This window comes from Collimonas sp. GW821-FHT02H07 (assembly GCF_059421505.1).
Map to the genome: position 1 here is coordinate 36,737 of NZ_JBWKVC010000010.1, position 17,400 is coordinate 54,136.

14 protein-coding genes are annotated in these 17,400 nt (G+C 60.8%); 7 read left to right on the top strand and 7 right to left on the bottom strand.

All coding sequences use genetic code 11. From position 1 onward, the window contains the following. Window positions 1-53: 53 nt before the first annotated feature. From AC07V8_RS16155 to hslU, 7 genes are all read left to right on the top strand, one after another. Window positions 54-1,106 carry a CobW family GTP-binding protein gene (locus AC07V8_RS16155; RefSeq protein ID WP_211471401.1) on the top strand — a complete coding sequence of 351 codons (1,053 nt, stop codon included), beginning with the start codon at window positions 54-56 and terminating at the stop codon, window positions 1,104-1,106. Window positions 1,107-1,731: 625 nt separating this feature from the next. Next, window positions 1,732-2,136 (top strand): RNA polymerase-binding protein DksA, encoded by a 405-nt coding sequence (gene dksA, locus AC07V8_RS16160; protein WP_061946557.1) that lies wholly within the window; start codon window positions 1,732-1,734, stop codon window positions 2,134-2,136. Window positions 2,137-2,286: 150 nt separating this feature from the next. Next, complete coding sequence (locus AC07V8_RS16165; RefSeq protein WP_211442317.1) at window positions 2,287-2,658, top strand: hypothetical protein; 372 nt, start codon at window positions 2,287-2,289, stop codon at window positions 2,656-2,658. 217 nt (window positions 2,659-2,875) lie between these two features. Further along, window positions 2,876-4,924 (top strand): TonB-dependent receptor, encoded by a 2,049-nt coding sequence (locus tag AC07V8_RS16170; RefSeq protein ID WP_494679684.1) that lies wholly within the window; start codon window positions 2,876-2,878, stop codon window positions 4,922-4,924. A gap of 436 nt (window positions 4,925-5,360) precedes the next feature. Continuing rightward, window positions 5,361-6,737 carry an STAS domain-containing protein gene (locus tag AC07V8_RS16175; protein ID WP_494679683.1) on the top strand — a complete coding sequence of 459 codons (1,377 nt, stop codon included), beginning with the start codon at window positions 5,361-5,363 and terminating at the stop codon, window positions 6,735-6,737. A gap of 221 nt (window positions 6,738-6,958) precedes the next feature. Further along, window positions 6,959-7,495: an ATP-dependent protease subunit HslV gene (gene hslV / locus AC07V8_RS16180; RefSeq protein WP_211442320.1), complete on the top strand. Its 537-nt coding sequence runs from the start codon at window positions 6,959-6,961 to the stop codon at window positions 7,493-7,495. Between the two features lie 130 nt (window positions 7,496-7,625). After that, complete coding sequence (gene hslU, locus AC07V8_RS16185; protein WP_494679682.1) at window positions 7,626-8,972, top strand: ATP-dependent protease ATPase subunit HslU; 1,347 nt, start codon at window positions 7,626-7,628, stop codon at window positions 8,970-8,972. A 64-nt stretch (window positions 8,973-9,036) separates the two neighbouring features. Here hslU and AC07V8_RS16190 read toward each other — a convergent pair whose 3' ends face one another. Genes AC07V8_RS16190 through gspL form a run of 7 tightly spaced genes read right to left on the bottom strand, consistent with a single transcriptional unit; the run spans window position 9,037 to window position 17,398 of the window. Beyond that, complete coding sequence (locus AC07V8_RS16190) at window positions 9,037-9,615, bottom strand: type II secretion system protein N (protein WP_494679681.1); 579 nt, start codon at window positions 9,613-9,615, stop codon at window positions 9,037-9,039. Between the two features lie 17 nt (window positions 9,616-9,632). After that, window positions 9,633-10,853 (bottom strand): type II secretion system inner membrane protein GspF, encoded by a 1,221-nt coding sequence (gene gspF / locus AC07V8_RS16195; RefSeq protein ID WP_494679680.1) that lies wholly within the window; start codon window positions 10,851-10,853, stop codon window positions 9,633-9,635. A 38-nt stretch (window positions 10,854-10,891) separates the two neighbouring features. After that, on the bottom strand, window positions 10,892-12,343 hold the full coding sequence (gene gspE / locus AC07V8_RS16200) for a type II secretion system ATPase GspE (protein ID WP_494679679.1): 1,452 nt from the start codon (window positions 12,341-12,343) through the stop codon (window positions 10,892-10,894). Further along, window positions 12,340-14,736, bottom strand: a complete 2,397-nt coding sequence (gene gspD, locus AC07V8_RS16205) for a type II secretion system secretin GspD (protein ID WP_494721474.1) — start codon at window positions 14,734-14,736, stop codon at window positions 12,340-12,342. Before gspD ends, gspE begins: the two co-directional genes overlap by 4 nt. Further along, entirely contained in the window at window positions 14,733-15,530 is a 798-nt protein-coding gene (gspN, locus tag AC07V8_RS16210; RefSeq protein ID WP_494679677.1) for a type II secretion system protein N, read from the bottom strand. Before gspN ends, gspD begins: the two co-directional genes overlap by 4 nt. Before the next feature lie 51 nt (window positions 15,531-15,581). Continuing rightward, the gene (locus AC07V8_RS16215; protein WP_494679676.1) at window positions 15,582-16,124 is read right to left on the bottom strand and encodes a type II secretion system protein M; all 543 of its coding nucleotides are present in this window, start codon (window positions 16,122-16,124) and stop codon (window positions 15,582-15,584) included. Next, the gene (gspL, locus tag AC07V8_RS16220; RefSeq protein ID WP_494679675.1) at window positions 16,121-17,398 is read right to left on the bottom strand and encodes a type II secretion system protein GspL; all 1,278 of its coding nucleotides are present in this window, start codon (window positions 17,396-17,398) and stop codon (window positions 16,121-16,123) included. Before gspL ends, AC07V8_RS16215 begins: the two co-directional genes overlap by 4 nt. Between the last annotated feature and the right edge of the window lie 2 nt (window positions 17,399-17,400).

Consider the following 17,400-nt stretch of genomic DNA (forward strand, 5'->3'; position numbering starts at 1 on the left):
GGCATCACCGGCCCTGCCAAACCTTCCTTCCTCTTTTATTTTTCGAATCCGCCATGGCACTTATTCCTACCACCATCCTGACCGGCTTTCTCGGCGCCGGCAAAACCACCTTGCTGAACCGCATCCTGCAACAGCAGCACGGACACAAGATTGCCGTGATTGAAAACGAGTTCGGCCAGGAAAATATCGACAATGAAATCCTGGTGCAGGACAGCACCGAGCAAATCGTCGAAATGAACAACGGCTGCATCTGCTGCACCGTGCGGGGCGACCTGATCGTGGCGCTGACCACGCTGGCGCGCCGCCGCAGCGCCGGCGAGCTGAACTTCGACCGGGTCATCATCGAAACCACCGGCATGGCCAATCCTGGTCCGGTGGCGCAAACCTTCTTTGTCGACGACGAAGTGGCGATGCACTTCATGCTGGATGCGATCGTCACCGTGGTTGATGCCAAACATGCAATGATGCAGCTCGACCAGCAGGAAGAGGCGCAGCGGCAGGTCGGTTTCGCCGACAAACTGCTGCTCTCCAAAACCGATCTGGTCAGCCCGGCGGAAGTGGCGGCCCTGAGCACGCGCCTGAAACGCATCAATCCGCGCGCGCCCATCATTACCCTTGATCCGCAGCACACGCCGATAGAAGAAATCCTGGATATCCGCGGTTTCAACCTGAACGCCAAGCTGGAAATCGATCCTGACTTTTTGGCAACAGAGGAGCATGCCCATGACCATAGCGGCGACGATTGCGATCATCCGTCTCACCAGCATGGCCATGAGCACCACCACGACCATCATCATGCCCATCATGACGATGAAATCGCCGCTTTTGTGTTCAAAAGTGAAAGACCTTTCGACACCGCCCGCCTGGATGAGTTTCTCGGCAGCCTGGTGCAGGTATACGGACCGCGCATGTTGCGCTACAAAGGCGTATTGTTGATGGATGGCGCCGACCGCAAGGTGGTGTTCCAAGGAGTGCACCAGATCATGGGCAGCGACGTCGGCGGCAAATGGGATGCAAATGAGACACGCGGCAGCAAAATGGTCTTCATCGGCAAGAATCTGCCGAAAGACATCTTTATTCGCGGTTTGGAGCAATGTTTGGTATAAACTATGGCAGTTTTGCGCTGGGAAATCACTGGATAGCAGGCCAATAGCATCGTCCTTTGGCCGCTGATTAAGGGAGAGGACCATGAACCTGACCGACAAAAAAACCGCCGCCAAGGCAGCGGTTTCGCAAGGGAAACTGACGTCATCAAGCAAAGCCCTGAAAACGGGCCAGGCCCCTGCTGTCGCCGGCAAAACCGCCGGCAGGGCCGGTAACGGCACTGGCGGCAGCGCAAAACCGGCCGAAAAATCGGCAAAGCTCTCCGCCGGGGCGCAACGGAAAACCGAAGCTCCTGGTGCAACCGCAACCAAGGCCGTTTCCAAAGTTGCCAAACCCAGTCCCAAACCTGTTGTAAAATCCCTAGCCAAGAAATCAGCGACTGCAACAAGATCCGATCTCGCCGCTGACAAGGAAAGACGCAACGAGGCAACACGCAATGAGGTGACGCGTAAGACAACGACCAGTAGTTCTGCTACAAAGAAACTGAGTTCACCAACGGCCAGATCCGGCGCCAGCAATACCAGCAGCAAGCCTGCAAGCGCCGGATTAACGGATAAAATTGAAAAAAACGTCGTATCGAAAGCAAGCGAAGTGGCTACTAAAACAACCAAACCAACCTCTGACATTCTGTTATCCGAAGAGCAAATCCTTAAGATGGGCGAAAAGGATTACATGAATGAGGCACAACTGGCGTTCTTCAAGGCGCGTTTGCAGCAGCTGGAAATCGACCTGCTCAAAAACGCCGGAGAAACCACCGAACATTTGCGTGAAACCGTCCTGGTGCCGGATCCTGCCGATCGCGCCACCATCGAAGAAGAGCATGCCCTGGAACTGCGCACGCGTGATCGTGAGCGCAAATTGCTGAAGAAAGTACAGCAATCGATCGCATCGATCGACGCCGGCGAATACGGCTGGTGCGAAGAAACCGGCGAGCCGATCGGCATTCCGCGTTTGCTGGCGCGGCCGACAGCAACCCTGTCGCTGGAAGCGCAGCAACGCCGCGAACTGAAGCAAAAACTTTACGGCGACTGATCCTCGCCAGCGGTCCCGACAGAGGAGCTGCCGGCAAGCGCTGCAGGGACAAGTTCCTGCAGTCGGAACCGGCGCACGGCAAATGACCTCCCTGTCTTCGGATCGTTACGCCTGATTCATCACCGCCATTTGCTTTATCCATCATCCCTGATGCCAGCCCAGCCATTCCGATCAAGACATCTCCGGCACGCCATCCTGGCGCCGCTGCTGATGTTGTCGATCCTGTTCGCCCAATGGCTGGGACTGACGCACAGCATTGTCCATGCCGCCTGGGAAAATAAAGCCGAGACCCACCTGACGCACATCACCTCGGTGATTGAACGCGCCATCGAGGGCGGCAGCAAAGCGCATCACTCCTGCGCAGCGTTCGACGACGCCACCCTGGCGGCGACGATATACTCGGCGCCGCCAACCTTGCCGCCGGTCCCGGGGAAACACCTTCTGGCCCTGTGGCAGGCGTTTGCCTCCTGGGATGCCCCGTTCACCTGCCATTTCTCCTCGCGCGCTCCACCCCGTTCCTGACAGGACGCCTATCCCGGCTTCGCTCATCCCGAAGCGTTTAATCATTTATTGCCGTCGCCCGGGACCATGCCCGCTCGATCGCGCTAGCCATGTCCGGCTGCCTGCCGCCTCGCACGATTCGCCTAGCCTGGCGCTGCTGGCAGCCGATGCAGCGCCACCGCGCATTGCTCGCGCATAGATCCCGGCATCGACGGCCCTTACCTGTCCAGGAATCATCATGCTTGTCCAACGTACGCTGTTATCCAGCGCGGTTCTGTCCGCGCTGGCCGTTCTATCGTCTGCGGCATCCGCCCAGACCGAGATCGTCGAGCAGGCCGGCGCCTTGCCGCCCATCGTGGTTACCGCCAGCCCGCTCAACGCCAATGTCGACACCCAGATCCTGAGCCCGACCAAAGTCTTGTCCGGCGCAGAGCTGCGCAACAAGACCGGCGCCTCGCTGGGCGACACCTTGTCGCAAGAACTCGGCGTTTCCGCATCGGGCTTCGGCGCCGGCGCTTCCCGCCCTGTCATCCGCGGCATGGGAGGTCCACGCGTCAAGATCCTGCAAAACGGCATGTCGGTGGCCGACGTCTCCAGCCTGTCCGACGATCACGCGGTCGCCACCGAAGCCGCGCTGGCCCGTCAAATTGAAATCCTGCGCGGCCCCGCCGCTTTACTGTACGGTTCCGGCGCCATCGGCGGCCTGGTCAATGTCGTCAACGACCGCATCCCGACTCAGCTGCAAAAAGAAATCAGCGGCGAAACCGATGCGCGCTATAGCAGCGTCGACAACGGCAGAAGCTCCTCCGTGATGCTGGACGGCTCCGCCGGACCAATCGGCATGCATCTGGACGGCAACTGGCGCGACACTGGCAACTACAAAATCCCCGGCAATGCCGCCCGCAACGATCCCGCTTCAGCGTCAGGCCGGCTGCCGACCTCCTTTACCCACGAAACCAATCTCGGCCTCGGCGCCTCGTATATTGCCTCCTGGGGCTATATCGGCGCGTCGGTAGCAACTTTGGACGATCATTACGGCATTCCAACCGATGAAAAATCGTTCATCGACTTGCACCAGACCCGCTACGACATCGCCGGCCAGATCGATGAGCCGCTGGCCGGCTTCGAAAAACTCAGCTTCAAGCTGGGCCGCACCGACTATGGCCACACGGAGAAGGGAGAAGACGGCGCGGCACACACGATTTTCTCCAACCAGTCGACTGAAACCCGGCTGGAGCTGGCGCACAAACCGATGGCAGGCTGGCACGGCACTTTCGGCGTGCAAAGCGACGACACGCGCTTCTCCTCGCTCGGCGCGGCCAGCAATATGCCTGACACGGTGCCGAAAACCAGATCCACCTCATTCGCCGCATTCCTGGTCGAAGAGCGCAATTTCGGTCCTGTCCTCGCCACTGCCGGGCTGCGCCTGGAATCGGTGAAGCGCCAGCCGGATGCCGCAGCCCAGCTGGCCGACCGCAAGTTCAACCTGGCCTCGTACTCGATCGGCGGCCTGTGGCGCTTCGCTCCCGGCTACAGCTTCGGTCCGACACTCTCCGTTGCGCAACGCGCGCCCACCGCGGAAGAGCTGTATTCGCACGGGCCGCACGAAGCGACTGCCACTTTCGATATCGGCGATCCTGCCTTGAAAAAGGAAACCTCGCGCAACATCGAACTCACATTGCAGAAAACCGCGGGCTTGATACGCTGGAAAGCCAACCTGTTCGAAAACCACGTACGCAACTACGTGTATGGCCGCCTGGGCGAGAGCGCGGTTGACGAGCATGATCACGGCGCCGCCGACGATCACGACCATGACCACGATCATGGCGAATTCACGGAACGGTTCTGGTCGCAGGCCGACGCCACCATCCGCGGCGCCGAAGCGGAAATCAGCTATAACCTGCTCGGCGAAGGCTTTTCGGTGCGCGGCTTTGCCGATACCTCGCGCGGCAAACTGACCAACATGGGCAATCTGCCCTTGCAGCCGGCCAGCCGCTACGGTGTCGATCTCGGTTACGCACAAGGCCCATGGCGCAGCGGCATCACCATCCTGCGCGCCCAGCAGCAAGACCGGCTGGCGACATTCGAGCACAGCGCGACGCCGGCCTACACCAAGATCGACGCCAGCCTCTCCTACACGCAAACTGTAGGGGCGCTGAAGCTGACCTGGTTCGCCCTGGCCAAAAACCTGCTGAACCAGGATATCCGCCTGGCGACCTCGGTGCTGAAAGATGTCGCGCCGCAGCCGGGGCGCAGCCTGATCCTGGGGGTTCGCAGCAAGTTCTAAGCCGAAGCAGCGGGATTGCAAGGCCGGAATATCAGGCGCGCGCAAAGCGCCTGCGCTGCGCAATCCCGATGTGCCTTGGACCGGCTCGTAAAGGACGAGCACTTTTCATCCGCAATGTGAGAAAATCACAACATATTTATGTCGTAACTTAGGGGGGACCAGACATACTTCCTGAGTGGCTTTGTGTTACCTTAAGCGGTATCGATTGATCGTGCTTTTTTTAATCTGAAACAGTTAAAAGCAGGGGCAGTCCCAAACAAAAATGCGGCCATGAAGATGGCAAAGCATTGGCAAAAGCGATGACAAAAGCGCATCTGAAAATTCGCGGAATCGGTGTCCGGCCCGTCAGCAAGCGGTCATATCCGACAACCCGGTTTTCAACAAAATTACAGCTACTCATGCAGCTTTAACAGCAACTAACTTTCAGGATTAACACGTGGGGATTTTCTCGCTCTTCGGCAAAAATAATCGTCCAGGCGGTACACGGCCGGAGGATGACAAGTTACCAGCCGCGGCAGACAATCAGGCGCCGGTTCTGTTTGGCGAAAGCCCGGAGCGGCTGATCAACACGACTACCGTCCGCGATGGTTCCGTGCGCAGCACCACCACCATGAAGATCGATGCGATCGAATCGGAGATGTCGTCGGAATTCGTCCATCTGCCGCCATCGCAGAAATCCCTGGCGGACTCTGCCACGACGACGCCTGCCCCCCTGGGGGCGAACACCACCCAGCTGACGCTGCCGGTCATGAGCCGGACCACAGAATACCTGGACGACCAATCCAGGAGCGGCAGCATCGAAGTCTCCGTCTCCGACACGCCGGAAGTGATCGAAGAAGCCGCGGTGCTGTTTGCCAGCGACCAGAGCGACATCGCCGAAGCCTTGCTGTTGAGTGCGATCGGCGAAGACCAGCTCGGCTCCTCCACCCACATTGTCTGGTGGATGCTGCTGGACTTGTACCAGATCACCGGCAAGCAACAGGAGTTTGACAACCTCTCGGTCGATTTCGCCAACAAGTTTGAAACCTCGCCGCCGACCTGGATCGATATCATGACCCTCGATCCGCAGGCGAAAAACCAGGAAAAGACCGGCGCCACCCCCGCAGTGGCATTTTCCGGCAAGCTCGACGCCAACATCGGCAAGCAGCTTGAGCGCGCCCAGAAACTGAGCGTCACCCACCCGGCCGTACGGCTGGAATTCACCCGCGTCAGCTCGGTCGATCCCATCGGTTGCGGCCTGCTGCTGCGCATGTTGAAAAAGCTGCAAAAATCCGGACTCGACCTGGTCCTGGTCGGCGCCGATGAGCTGGCCGACAAGATCCGCGAGATCCTGCTGGTCGGCCGCCGCGACGAAACCGCCGCGCCATGGCTGTTGCTGCTGGAAATCCTGCATCTGCTCAATCTTGAGCAAGCCTACGAAGACGCCAGCATCGATTATTCGATCACCTTCGAAGTGTCGCCGCCGCCGTTCGTCGCGCCGCATTCCAAGATCATTACGGCCGCTGAAGAAACCCCTGCCGCCAATACGGTCGGCAGCAACAGCCTGCTCATGCCGATCCTGATCGAAGGCCGCACCGAAGAGCTGCTGACCAAAATTCAGACCCACGCCAACAGCCACAGCCCGGCGATCATGGACTGTTCGCGCCTGGTCAGAGTGGATTTCAGCGCTGCAGGCGAATTATTGAACGGACTGGCCCAGCTTGCCAGCAACGGCAATGCTATCGAATTCCACAACGTCAATCATCTGGTGACCGCCTTGTTCAAGGTAGTGGGCATACAGGAAATCGTCCGGGTAGTGTCGCGCAAAAATTGATTTTTTAACAAAGCCAGGCTCAGCCGTAGTTAAAAACCAATCCCAAAGCTATCCAAGTCGCTTTAAATCGCGCTTGTAATCACGCCAGCCGTCCCCATTTTTTCGGAACAGCATCAATTTATCGCATCAATTGATCATTTGATTCTGCATCACATGCAGCTGGCCGCAGCATCCTGCGCCCTGCATGCGCGGCACCGTCCGCATTTTCTGAGGCTCGCAAAATGGAACAATTTCATGGCACCACCATCCTGTCAGTACGGCGCGGCAATAGCGTCGCCCTGGGCGGAGACGGACAGGTAACACTGGGCAACGTCGTAATGAAAGGCACTGCCCGCAAAGTACGCAAGCTATATCAGGGCAAAGTGCTGGTCGGTTTCGCCGGCGGCACCGCCGATGCATTCACGCTGCTCGACCTGTTCGAGTCGAAACTGGAAAAGCACCAGGGCAATCTGATGCGCGCTTCGGTCGACCTCGCCAAGGAATGGCGCACCGACCGCATGCTGCGCCGGCTGGAAGCCATGCTGCTGACGGCCGACCGCGAAACCACGCTGGTGATCACCGGTAACGGCGATGTGCTGGAGCCGGCCGACGGCATCGGCGCCATCGGTTCCGGCGGCACCTTCGCCCAGTCGGCGGCCAAGGCGCTGCAGGAAAATACCGAGCTGACGCCGGCCGAGATCGTCAAGAAATCGCTGGTGATCGCCGGCGAGCTCTGCATCTATACCAACCAGTCGCACATCATCGAAACCCTCGACTAAGACTTCCTTCTGTGATGCGCAACGCCGCCTTGCTCTGATGAACGCCTGACCTCTGGCCTCTAGCCTCTGCCTGTATACGGCCGGGAAAATCGGCGAATTTGCGCACCCAAAACCCAACACGGAAAAAAACATGAACATGACGCCCCAAGAAATTGTTTCGGAACTGGATAAACATGTGGTCGGCCAGGATCGCGCCAAGCGCGCGGTGGCGATCGCCTTGCGCAACCGCTGGCGCCGGCAGCAGATCGCCGAGCCGCTGCGCCACGAAATCACCCCGAAAAACATCCTGATGATCGGCCCTACCGGCGTCGGCAAGACTGAAATCGCGCGCCGCCTGGCCAAGCTGGCCGATGCGCCGTTCATCAAGATCGAAGCCACCAAATTCACCGAAGTCGGCTATGTCGGACGCGATGTCGACACCATCATCCGCGACCTGATCGACATCGGCATCAAGCAAACCCGCGAAAGCGAAATGCGCAAGGTCCGTACCCGCGCGGAAGACGCCGCCGAAGACCGCATCATCGATATCCTCGTGCCGCCGGCGCGCGATTTCGGCTTTCATCCGGAGCAAAGCCCCGATGGCGACAGCGCGGACAAGGGCAGCAATACCCGCCAGACTTTCCGCAAGCGGCTGCGCGAAGGCGCGCTCGACGACAAGGAAATAGAGATTGAATTGTCGGAAGCTGCATCGCAAATGGAAATCATGGCGCCGCCGGGCATGGAAGAAATGACCGAGCAGATCAAGTCCATGTTTTCGGGAATGGGCAGCAATCGCAAGAAAAACCGCAAGATCAAGATCAAGGACGCGATGAAAGTCCTGATCGAAGAAGAAGCCGCCAAGCTGCTCAATGAAGACGAACTGAAGCAAAAAGCTATCAGCAATGTCGAGCAGAACGGCATCGTCTTCCTGGACGAGATAGACAAGATCGCCACCCGTTCGCAAAACGGCGGCGCCGATGTCTCGCGCGCCGGCGTGCAGCGCGACCTGCTGCCGCTGGTGGAAGGCACCACCGTCAACACCAAGTACGGCATGATCAAGACCGATCACATCCTGTTCATCGCTTCCGGCGCATTCCATCTGGCCAAGCCGTCCGACCTGATCCCGGAACTGCAAGGACGCTTCCCGATCCGGGTCGAACTCGATTCGCTCTCGATCAGCGATTTCGAAAGAATCATGACCGGCACCGACGCCTGCCTGACCAAGCAGTACGAGGCGCTGCTGGCGACCGAAGGCGTGACGCTGGAATTTGCCAAGGAAGGCGTGCAGCGCCTGGCGGAAATCGCTTTTTCAGTCAATGAAAAGACGGAAAACATCGGCGCCCGCCGGCTGTACACGGTAATGGAAAAGCTGCTGGAGGAAATCTCGTTTTCGGCCACCAGCGCCAGCGAGAAAACCATGGTGATCGATGCGGCTTATGTCGATGAGCGCCTCGGCGCCCTGGTGGTCAATGAGGACTTGTCGCGCTACGTGCTGTAAGCTTCGCAGCGCAAAACCGCTTTACCTCAATGGCCCATGCCTTCAAAAGCATGGGCCATTTGCTTTATTTATCCTGCACCGGCACTGCCGGCTGTTCCGGCGGCAGATCCTGGTTAGGCGCAGGCTGGGGCTGGGGCTGCTGCATCTGCTGCGGCACTGGCTGTGGCGGCGCCAGCATCTGCGAGGCGCCTCCCAATCCCGCTTTGGCGCGTGCGTCTTCCGGCAGCATCACCCGCTTCAGCACGCCGCCTTCCGACAGCAGCACATAAGTAGAATGCACTTCCTTGATGCTGGTGCCGGGCAGCAGCTCCTTGCCTTGGCGGACCGCTTGCGGCGGCTTGCCGTCGGCGCTGAGGATGGCTACGCTTTCACCGTCGCGCTTGGCCGCAACCACGCCCAGCAGCTGATAATTGCTGGCCACGGTGACCGTGCCGCGACCGCCGAACAGGCCGGCCGCCAGGGTCACGTCGACCTGGGTGTCTTCAGACTGCGGCGGCGCAGTCACAGGCCGCAGCGGCGGCTTGATCAGCTGCATCACCCAATAGGCGGTACAGGCGCACAGCAGCATGAACAGCAGCAGGCTGACGAATTCAGGCAGGCGCTTGGTGTGCCGTCCCAGTTTTTTTGTAATCGGTAATTTCACATTGATTCCTCATATTCCTAGTGAACTAACTGATTGATTTCAATAATCGGCATCAGCACAGCCAGCACAATCAGCAACACCACGACCCCCATCGCCAGGATCAGGGCTGGTTCCAGCAAGCCGGCAATCGTCATGGCGCGCCGCTCCAGATCCTGTTCCTGGGCACTGGCGGCGCGTTCCAGCATGGCCGGCAGTTCGCCCGTGACTTCGCCGGCGCGTATCATGTGGATCAGCATCGGCGGGAAATGCTTGTGCGCGGCCAGCGCGCGCGCCAGGCCGACTCCTTCGCGCACGCTGGTGGCGGCAGTGTCGACCTGCTGGCGCATGGCGACGTTGGACAAAGTGTCGCGGCTGGTCTGCAGCGCCTTCAGGATAGGCACGCCGGAGCCGGTGGTAATCGCCAGGGTGCTGGCGAAACGAGCGGTGTTCAGGCTGCGCTCGAACTTGCCGTACAAGGGCGCGACCAGCAGCCAGGTATGCCAGCGCATCTTGGTGGCGGGATTCTTGAGCGCGGTGCGCCAGGCGTAGAACAACGCGATCACCACGATAAGGACGATCCAGCCATAGTTGCGGACGAAATCCGAAGTCGCGAGCATGACGACTGTCAGCATCGGCAGCTTCTGCTTGGTGTTGGCAAACACGGAGACGATCTGCGGCACCACATAAGTCAGCAGGAAGATCACGATCACGAACGCCACCACCGTGACGATGGCCGGGTAAGTGAAGGCCAGCTTCACCTTTTGCACCAGCGAGTTGCGTCGTTCGATGTAGTCGGCCAGGCGCGACAGCACCCGCGACAATTGGCCGATCTGCTCGCCGGAAGCCACCAGCGCCCGGTAGATCTCGGCAAAGTCGCGCGGATGGCCGGCCAGCGCGCTGGACAGGGAGGCGCCGCCCATCACTTCGGAACGGATCGAGGCGATCAGGTCGCGCTGGTAGTTGCGCTCGGACTGTTCCAGCAAGGCGGTCAGCGCCTGCTCCAGCGGCAGGCTGGCTTCCAGCAGGCTGGCCAGCTGCCGCGTAAACAAGGCGATCTCGACCGTCGACAGATGTTCGCCAAAACCGCGCCGCTGGGCATTGCCGGCGGCGTCCACCTGCTGCGCGATGAGCTCTACCGTCAGCGGCAACAAACCCTGGGCGCGCAGATCGGCCCGCGCCGCCTTGGCGCTATCCGCATTCACCACGCCCTTGGCGCTGCTGCCGCTGCTATCTACGGCTTCGTAACGAAATGCTGGCACTCTGCTCCTCGCTTATGTTTTCAGCTTACTGTTCAGGCTTACTCTTTGGTCACGCGCAACAACTCAGCCTGCGTCGTCACGCCTTCGGTCAGCCAGCGCTCGCCGTCCTGGCGCATGGTGCGCATGCCATTGCGTTGCGCCACTTGCAAGATCTCGGCTTCGGACGCCCGGTTATGGATCTGCGCGGTGATTTCATCGGTGGTCAGCAGCAATTCATAGACCCCGACCCGGCCGTGATAGCCGGTATGGCCGCACTGCTCGCAACCGACCGCATGCCACATCTGGCCGTCGTGGCGGCGGCAATGCACGCACAGCTTGCGCACCAGCCGCTGCGCCACCACGCCCAGCAGCGAGGACGATAACAAGAAGGGCTCGATCCCCATGTCCAGCAAACGCGTAACGGCAGCCGCCGAGTCGTTGGTATGCAAGGTCGCCAGCACCAGGTGGCCCGTCAGCGAGGCTTGCACCGCAATCTGCGCGGTTTCCAGGTCGCGAATTTCACCGATCATGATGACGTCCGGATCCTGCCGCAAGATCGCGCGCAAGGCCTTGGCAAACGTCATCTCGATGCGCGCATTGACCTGGGTCTGGCCGACGCCGGCCAGTTCGTACTCGATCGGATCTTCCACCGTCAAGATGTTGGTGCTGCTGGTGTTCAGGCGCGACAGCGCGGCGTACAGCGTGGTGGTCTTGCCGGAGCCGGTCGGCCCGGTGACCAGCACAATGCCGTGCGGCTGCGCGATCAGGCGGTCGAACTGCGGCAGCACATCCGGGCTCATGCCCAGATGCTGCAAATCCAGGCGGCCGGCTTCCTTGTCCAGCAAACGCAGCACGGCGCGTTCGCCATGGCCGGTCGGCAGCGTGGAAACCCGCACATCGACCGGCTTGCCGCCGACGCGCAAGGTGATGCGGCCATCCTGCGGCAAGCGCTTTTCGGCGATGTCGAGCTGCGCCATGATCTTGATGCGGGAAATCAGCGAGGCATGCACCGCTTTCTTAGGCCGCACCACGTCGCGCAAGCTGCCGTCGATACGGAAACGCACCACCGAGATCTGCTCGAACGGTTCGATATGGATATCGGAAGCGCCTTCGCGCAAAGCCTGCGTCAGCAGCACGTTGATCATGCGGATCACCGGCGCATCGTCGGACGATTCCAGCAGGTCTTCGATGGCCGGCATGTCTTGCATCAGCTTGGCCAGGTCGAGATCGGATTCGAACTCATCCACCACCTGCGCCGCATCGCCGCCAGAGCCGGCGTAGGCCGCCGCAATCGCCGCCTCCAGCTCATCGCGTGAAAACTTGCGGAACTTGATGCGGCCGAAGCGCCGGCTGACTTCGGCGATCGCGCTCGGCTGGGTGGCGTCGGAAATCCACAGCTCCACCGGATTGTCGGCGCCGTTGGCATCCTCGGTACGCTGCGCCAGCAATGAAAAATTGCGGGCGAAGGCGTAGGGAAGCAGGCGCGTATCGGTCATTCTGGGATCGCTCATGGCGTTCTGTCGTTCTGGAAGCCGGGCGCCGGCGAGGCCTGCGGCTTGGCCGGCAGCAGCATCGGCATCTGTTGCTGTTCCGGCGCTGGCTGGTCTGGCGCATCCGGCGCGTTCTGCTTCTTGCGCAGATCGATGAACGGACCGCCGTCTTCCAGCTTGGCCGACACCGAAGAGCCGAAATCAGTCAGGATCGACTTGCCCGGCTGCACATGAATCTGCTGCGCACGCATGTAGTCGTAGCGATCTGCGGCCAATCTGCTGCTGGTTTCCTTGTCGCGCACAATCGTCGGACGCAGGAAAATCATCAGATTGGTCTTGTTGCGTGAACCGGTTTGATACTTGAAAAAATTGCCGATAAACGGCAGGTCGCCCAGCAACGGCACTTTTTGGATATTGTTCGCGTTTTCGTCACCGATCAGACCGCCTAATGCAATGATCTCGCCATCATCGATCACGACATTGGTATCCAGAGAACGTTTATTCGTGGTCGGTCCATTCTGGTTGGACGCGGTGCCTTGCACCACGGAAGAAACTTCTTGAGAAATTTCCAGCCGCACCGTACCGCCTTCGGAGATATGCGGCTTGATCTTCAAAGCCGTGCCGACATCCTTGCGGTCAACCGTGGTAAACGGATTGCTGGTGGTGGTGCCGCCCGTCGTGGCGTAAGAGCCGGTGACAAACGGCACGTTTTGACCAACAATGATTTTTGCCTCTTCATTGTCCAGCGTCAGCAAATTCGGCATCGACAACACATTGCCGCCGGTAGTGCCATTCAATGCGCTAGCCAGCGCGCCGAGGCCGATCTTGCCAGCGATCTGGCGGAATACGCCGAGCTGCAAGCCACTGCCAAGAGTGGGAGTGCCGGTAGCAGTTCCTGCGGCACGCACAATTGCCGCATTCAACAGATTGCCGCTTGTATTGGCAGGATTGATACCACTATTGGTGCCAGAGAATCCGGTGCCGCCACCGACCCGGTAATTGCTGTTCTGGTCGCCGCTCAAGGCCATCCACTGCACCCCGATTTCGCTTGCCGCAGTGTCGGTTACTTCAACGATCAAGGCTTCCACATAAACCTGAGCGCGCCGTGTGTCGAGCTGGTCGATGACGCCGCGGATATTGCGGTAGACCGGTTCGCTGGCGGTAATGATCAGCGTATTGGTGCTGTCGTCAGCCTGGATAAAACCGGCCGCTCCACTGCCGCTGCCACCGCCGGACGATTGCGATGCGTTATCCTGCGGCGTCTGGGACTGCGGCGTGGTCGAATTTCCTGAGCCTAGCGCTCCGCCGCCGCTGGAACCTTGCAGCATGCCGCCCGAGCCGCTGCCGGAGCTCTTGCTGGACTGGTTGGAAGTCGGCAGCGAAGTGTCGTTGGACACAATCGCGCGCAAGGTCTTGGCCAGTTTCACCGCATCGGCATTTTTCAGATACACCACGTGGACGTTGCCGGCATTGGCAGTCGGCTGGTCAAGCTTGGAAATCAGCGACTTGGCCAGATTGGCGCGGCCGGCGGACGGCGCCCGGATCACCACCGAGTTGGTGCGGGAATCGGCCATGATGATGGTGCGCGCACTGTCGCCGGCGCCCGGCGCGGCCGAGCCGGCATCCAGCAGCTTGCTGGCCATCACGGCGATATCGCTGGCCACCGCATAACGGATCGGGATCACGTCGAGGTCGTTGACCGCCGGCACGTCCAGCGCGGCGATCATTTTCCCCAGGCGCTGCAGGTTTTCCGCGTAGTCGGTCACCACCAGGGTGTTGTTGCCCGGATTGGCGTTGATCGTGTTGTTCGGCGAAATCAGCGGCCGCAGCACCGGCAGGATATTGGTGGCCGATTCATAGTTCAGGGAAAAAATCTGGGTCGCGATCTGGTCGCCGCGGACGCTGGCCGGGCGGGTTGGCGCCACCTGCAGCTTGGCGTCGGCTTCCGGGACGACCTTCACAAACCCGTCGCCGCGCACCACGGCATAGCCTTGCAGGCGCAAAGTGGAGGCCAGCAGATCAAAGGCCTGCGTCTTGCTCACCGGCTTTTCGGAGACCAGGTTGATGGTGCCCTTGACGCGCGGATCGACGATGAAAGTGGTGTTGGTATATTGACCGACCGCCTTGATGACCGACTCGATGTCGGCGCCGACAAAGTTCATCACTGCCTGGCCGTTCGCCCCTTCGGTGCTGGCGCCCAGGGGGGCCGTACCCAGCACCGGCTGCGCACCGGCGGCAACCGAGACGCCAGCGGCACAAGTCAACAAGGCAATGGCGGCGGCGTAGCGCCAGGAACTACGCGCGGCCAAGTGCAGATGCGGAGCTTCGCATGTCGACGCAGTCGTGTTCGCAGTCGTGTTCGCAGTTGTGTTCGCAGTTGCGTTGATTAGTGCGAGATACATTTTATCTTTCATGATTTAAACTCTAGTCCGATAACATTTCTGCCATTCATCTGGCGCCGTTGGCCGAGCAGGCTCAGTAAAGTAGCCAACTTTTCCTCTTGTCCCACCGCCGCTTCCGCGGTCCCCGAAAACTGAAAATGACCGTTTTGCAGTTTGCCGCTGCCATTCAACAACATCGCACCGCCCAACGTCGTCAGCGTCATCCCCGCCTGCGTCCCCTGCCAGTCTAGCCGCATGCGATAGCTGCCCAGCGGCTTGACCGGCGACAGGCGCGACGCCATCGCCAGCAGGTCCAGCGTCATGACGCCATGCAGAGCAATCCCGTCAGCGTTGCCTATCCTGGTCCGCGCCAGCGTCAGCTGTTGCCAGCCCAGCTGCATCTTGCCCGACGGCTGCAAGGTATTCAATGGCGCACCCAAGGCCGACAAACGCTCGGCCGGCAACAGCATGCCGGACGGGCTGACGGTCCATTCGCTCCAGCTGCCGCGGATGCTGACCGCGCTCGACAACACTTGCGCATTCTCCAGCCTGGCATCGACCCGTCCCAGCAACACCAGCGGCGACAAATGCCAGGAAAAGCGCCCCGGCAACAGCGCCGCCACCGCATCCTTGCCGCTAGGCGCGGCGCCGATAAAAGCCGAGCCTTGCCACAAGGATCCTTGCGCATCGCCCAAGGTGAGACGGCCGCCGGTACGGCTTTCCAGCAACGGCGCCAGCCACGCCGCCGGCAAGAAAGCCAGTACCGTGATCAGTGCACTCAACCCTGCCGCCGCCAGCCATATCAATGCTCTGCCTAGTCCGCGCATCGCTATCCTGCAATCCGGAACAACGACGCCGGCGACATCCCGCGCAGCACATTACTCATGTTTTTGCTGCAGCAAAGTGACCGTGGCGTTGACGATGCCCGGCTGCGGCGTCGCCCCGGCCAGCGCCGTGACACTGGCATCCACCACCTGCCATTGCGAATTCTTCTGGACGTCGTCCAGCCAGTCCAGCAAGCCGGCAAAGGCCACCGCCGCCAGCTGCACCTTGGCCATGTCGCCGTTCAGCGTCACGCTTTGCGGACTCAGTCCCTTGCTCTTCAATGCTGTTTCAACCGCCTCTTTGCTCAAGGGCGATGCCGGCCGCTCCGCCATCTGGCCGGACAGCGATGCCGCCTTGGCCGTCAGGGCCTGCAATTCGGCCGCGTGCTGGCGCAGCGCCGGCAAGTCCTTTTGCAGGCGGCTGCGGCCGCTCAGGGCCGGATCGAGCAGCAGCAGATAAATGATGGCCAGCAGGATCACTGCCGCCGCGGCGCCGAGCAGACGACGTTCGCGCTGGTTTCTTTGCGCCCAGTAGGCGCCGGCCGGCGTTGAAATCCTGCTCCAGGCTTGCTGCAGGGGGTTGCGTGTAGACGTCACTTGCCGCTCCCGATTTGCCAGACCCCGGTAGCCGGTTTGCTGAGCGTTAATTTCATGCTGCTCAGTGCACTCTTGAGCTGCGCTTCGGCGCCATCCGCGTCGCCAGGATTTTTCAGGCGCACCAGCAGATGGTGGTCACGATATTCCAGGCTGGCGATGGCGCCATTGTCGGAGCTCTGCGGCAAGCCTGCCCAGGCCGAGCCAAAAGCGGCTGCCAGGGCGATGAAGTCGTCCGCCGCCAGCTGGCCGCCGTCGCGCTGAGCCGCTGCGACTTTTTGCTTGGCCTGGGCGATCGGGTCGACGATCACGGTTTCTTTCGGGAAGGCGGCGCGGTAGTTTTGCAGCATGCCGCTGCGCAGGGCAGTCGCCTCGCGCCGCATGCGCAGCCAGTCATAGTTGAGGCTGACGACATTCACCAGCAGCAGCGCCGCCGCCAGGCCCAGCGGCCAGCGCCAGCGGCGCCAGCTGAATTCGGTGCCGGCGGCGCTGGCGGTCAGGCCGCTCATCAGGTCGATGCCGTTGCGCGCCTGTTCCTGGGTGCCGGCCAGCCAGTGCGACCAGTCGTCGGCCAGCACCGTGATCTGCGCCGGCTCCAGTTCCTGGTAAGCCGCCAGGGAGGATTGCGGTACATATAAAGTCATCTGCTGCTGCGGCAGGATGGAAGTCAATCCCTCCAGTACTTCCTGCGCTACCGACTGTCCCGAAACCGGCGACAGCGACCAGCCCATGCCCTGTTCGCCTGACAGGCGCAAGGCGACATCGATGTCGCCGCCGTGATCGGTGATGGCGGCGACCGCCATATCCGGCTCGCGCAGGGGCAGGCAAAGCTGGGCCGGCCAGGCTTGCAGGTTATGCGCGCCCAGCGCCAGCAAGGTCTTGACCAGCAGCTCCAGCCAGTCTCTTTGCACCACTGCAATCAGGCGCAGGTTATTGTCGGCGGCACTGCCGGCGCGCTTGCGGCCGGCCACGATCACGCAGTCGAAGGGATCGACCAGCAATTGTTCTTCCACCAGGTTCGGCAGCGCCATCTTCAGCTTGGCGTCGGACAGCGGCGGCACTTGCAACTGCAGCAGGTTGACGTCGGCCGCGGCCAATATCAGCACCACCCGGCTCGCCGCGGCAATCTGCTCGGCCAGGCCGGACAGCTGTTCGGCGCCCTGGCGCTCGATGCGGCCGGCGTCCGACACCAGCGCATAGCGGCAATCGGGCATGGCCACCGCCGCGGCGCTGTCCACAGTCGCCCTGGCGGGTAAGCGGAGAAGTAAGGTACTCAAAA

Coding starts and splice junctions, on each gene's coding strand:
- AC07V8_RS16155 (WP_211471401.1), top strand. CDS start 54: ATGGCACTTATTCCTACCACCATCCTGACCGGCTTTCTCGGCGCCGGC.
- AC07V8_RS16165 (WP_211442317.1), top strand. CDS start 2,287: ATGCCAGCCCAGCCATTCCGATCAAGACATCTCCGGCACGCCATCCTG.
- AC07V8_RS16170 (WP_494679684.1), top strand. CDS start 2,876: ATGCTTGTCCAACGTACGCTGTTATCCAGCGCGGTTCTGTCCGCGCTG.
- hslV (WP_211442320.1), top strand. CDS start 6,959: ATGGAACAATTTCATGGCACCACCATCCTGTCAGTACGGCGCGGCAAT.
- hslU (WP_494679682.1), top strand. CDS start 7,626: ATGAACATGACGCCCCAAGAAATTGTTTCGGAACTGGATAAACATGTG.
- gspE (WP_494679679.1), bottom strand. CDS start 12,343: ATGAGCGATCCCAGAATGACCGATACGCGCCTGCTTCCCTACGCCTTC.
- gspD (WP_494721474.1), bottom strand. CDS start 14,736: ATGAAAGATAAAATGTATCTCGCACTAATCAACGCAACTGCGAACACA.
- gspN (WP_494679677.1), bottom strand. CDS start 15,530: ATGCGCGGACTAGGCAGAGCATTGATATGGCTGGCGGCGGCAGGGTTG.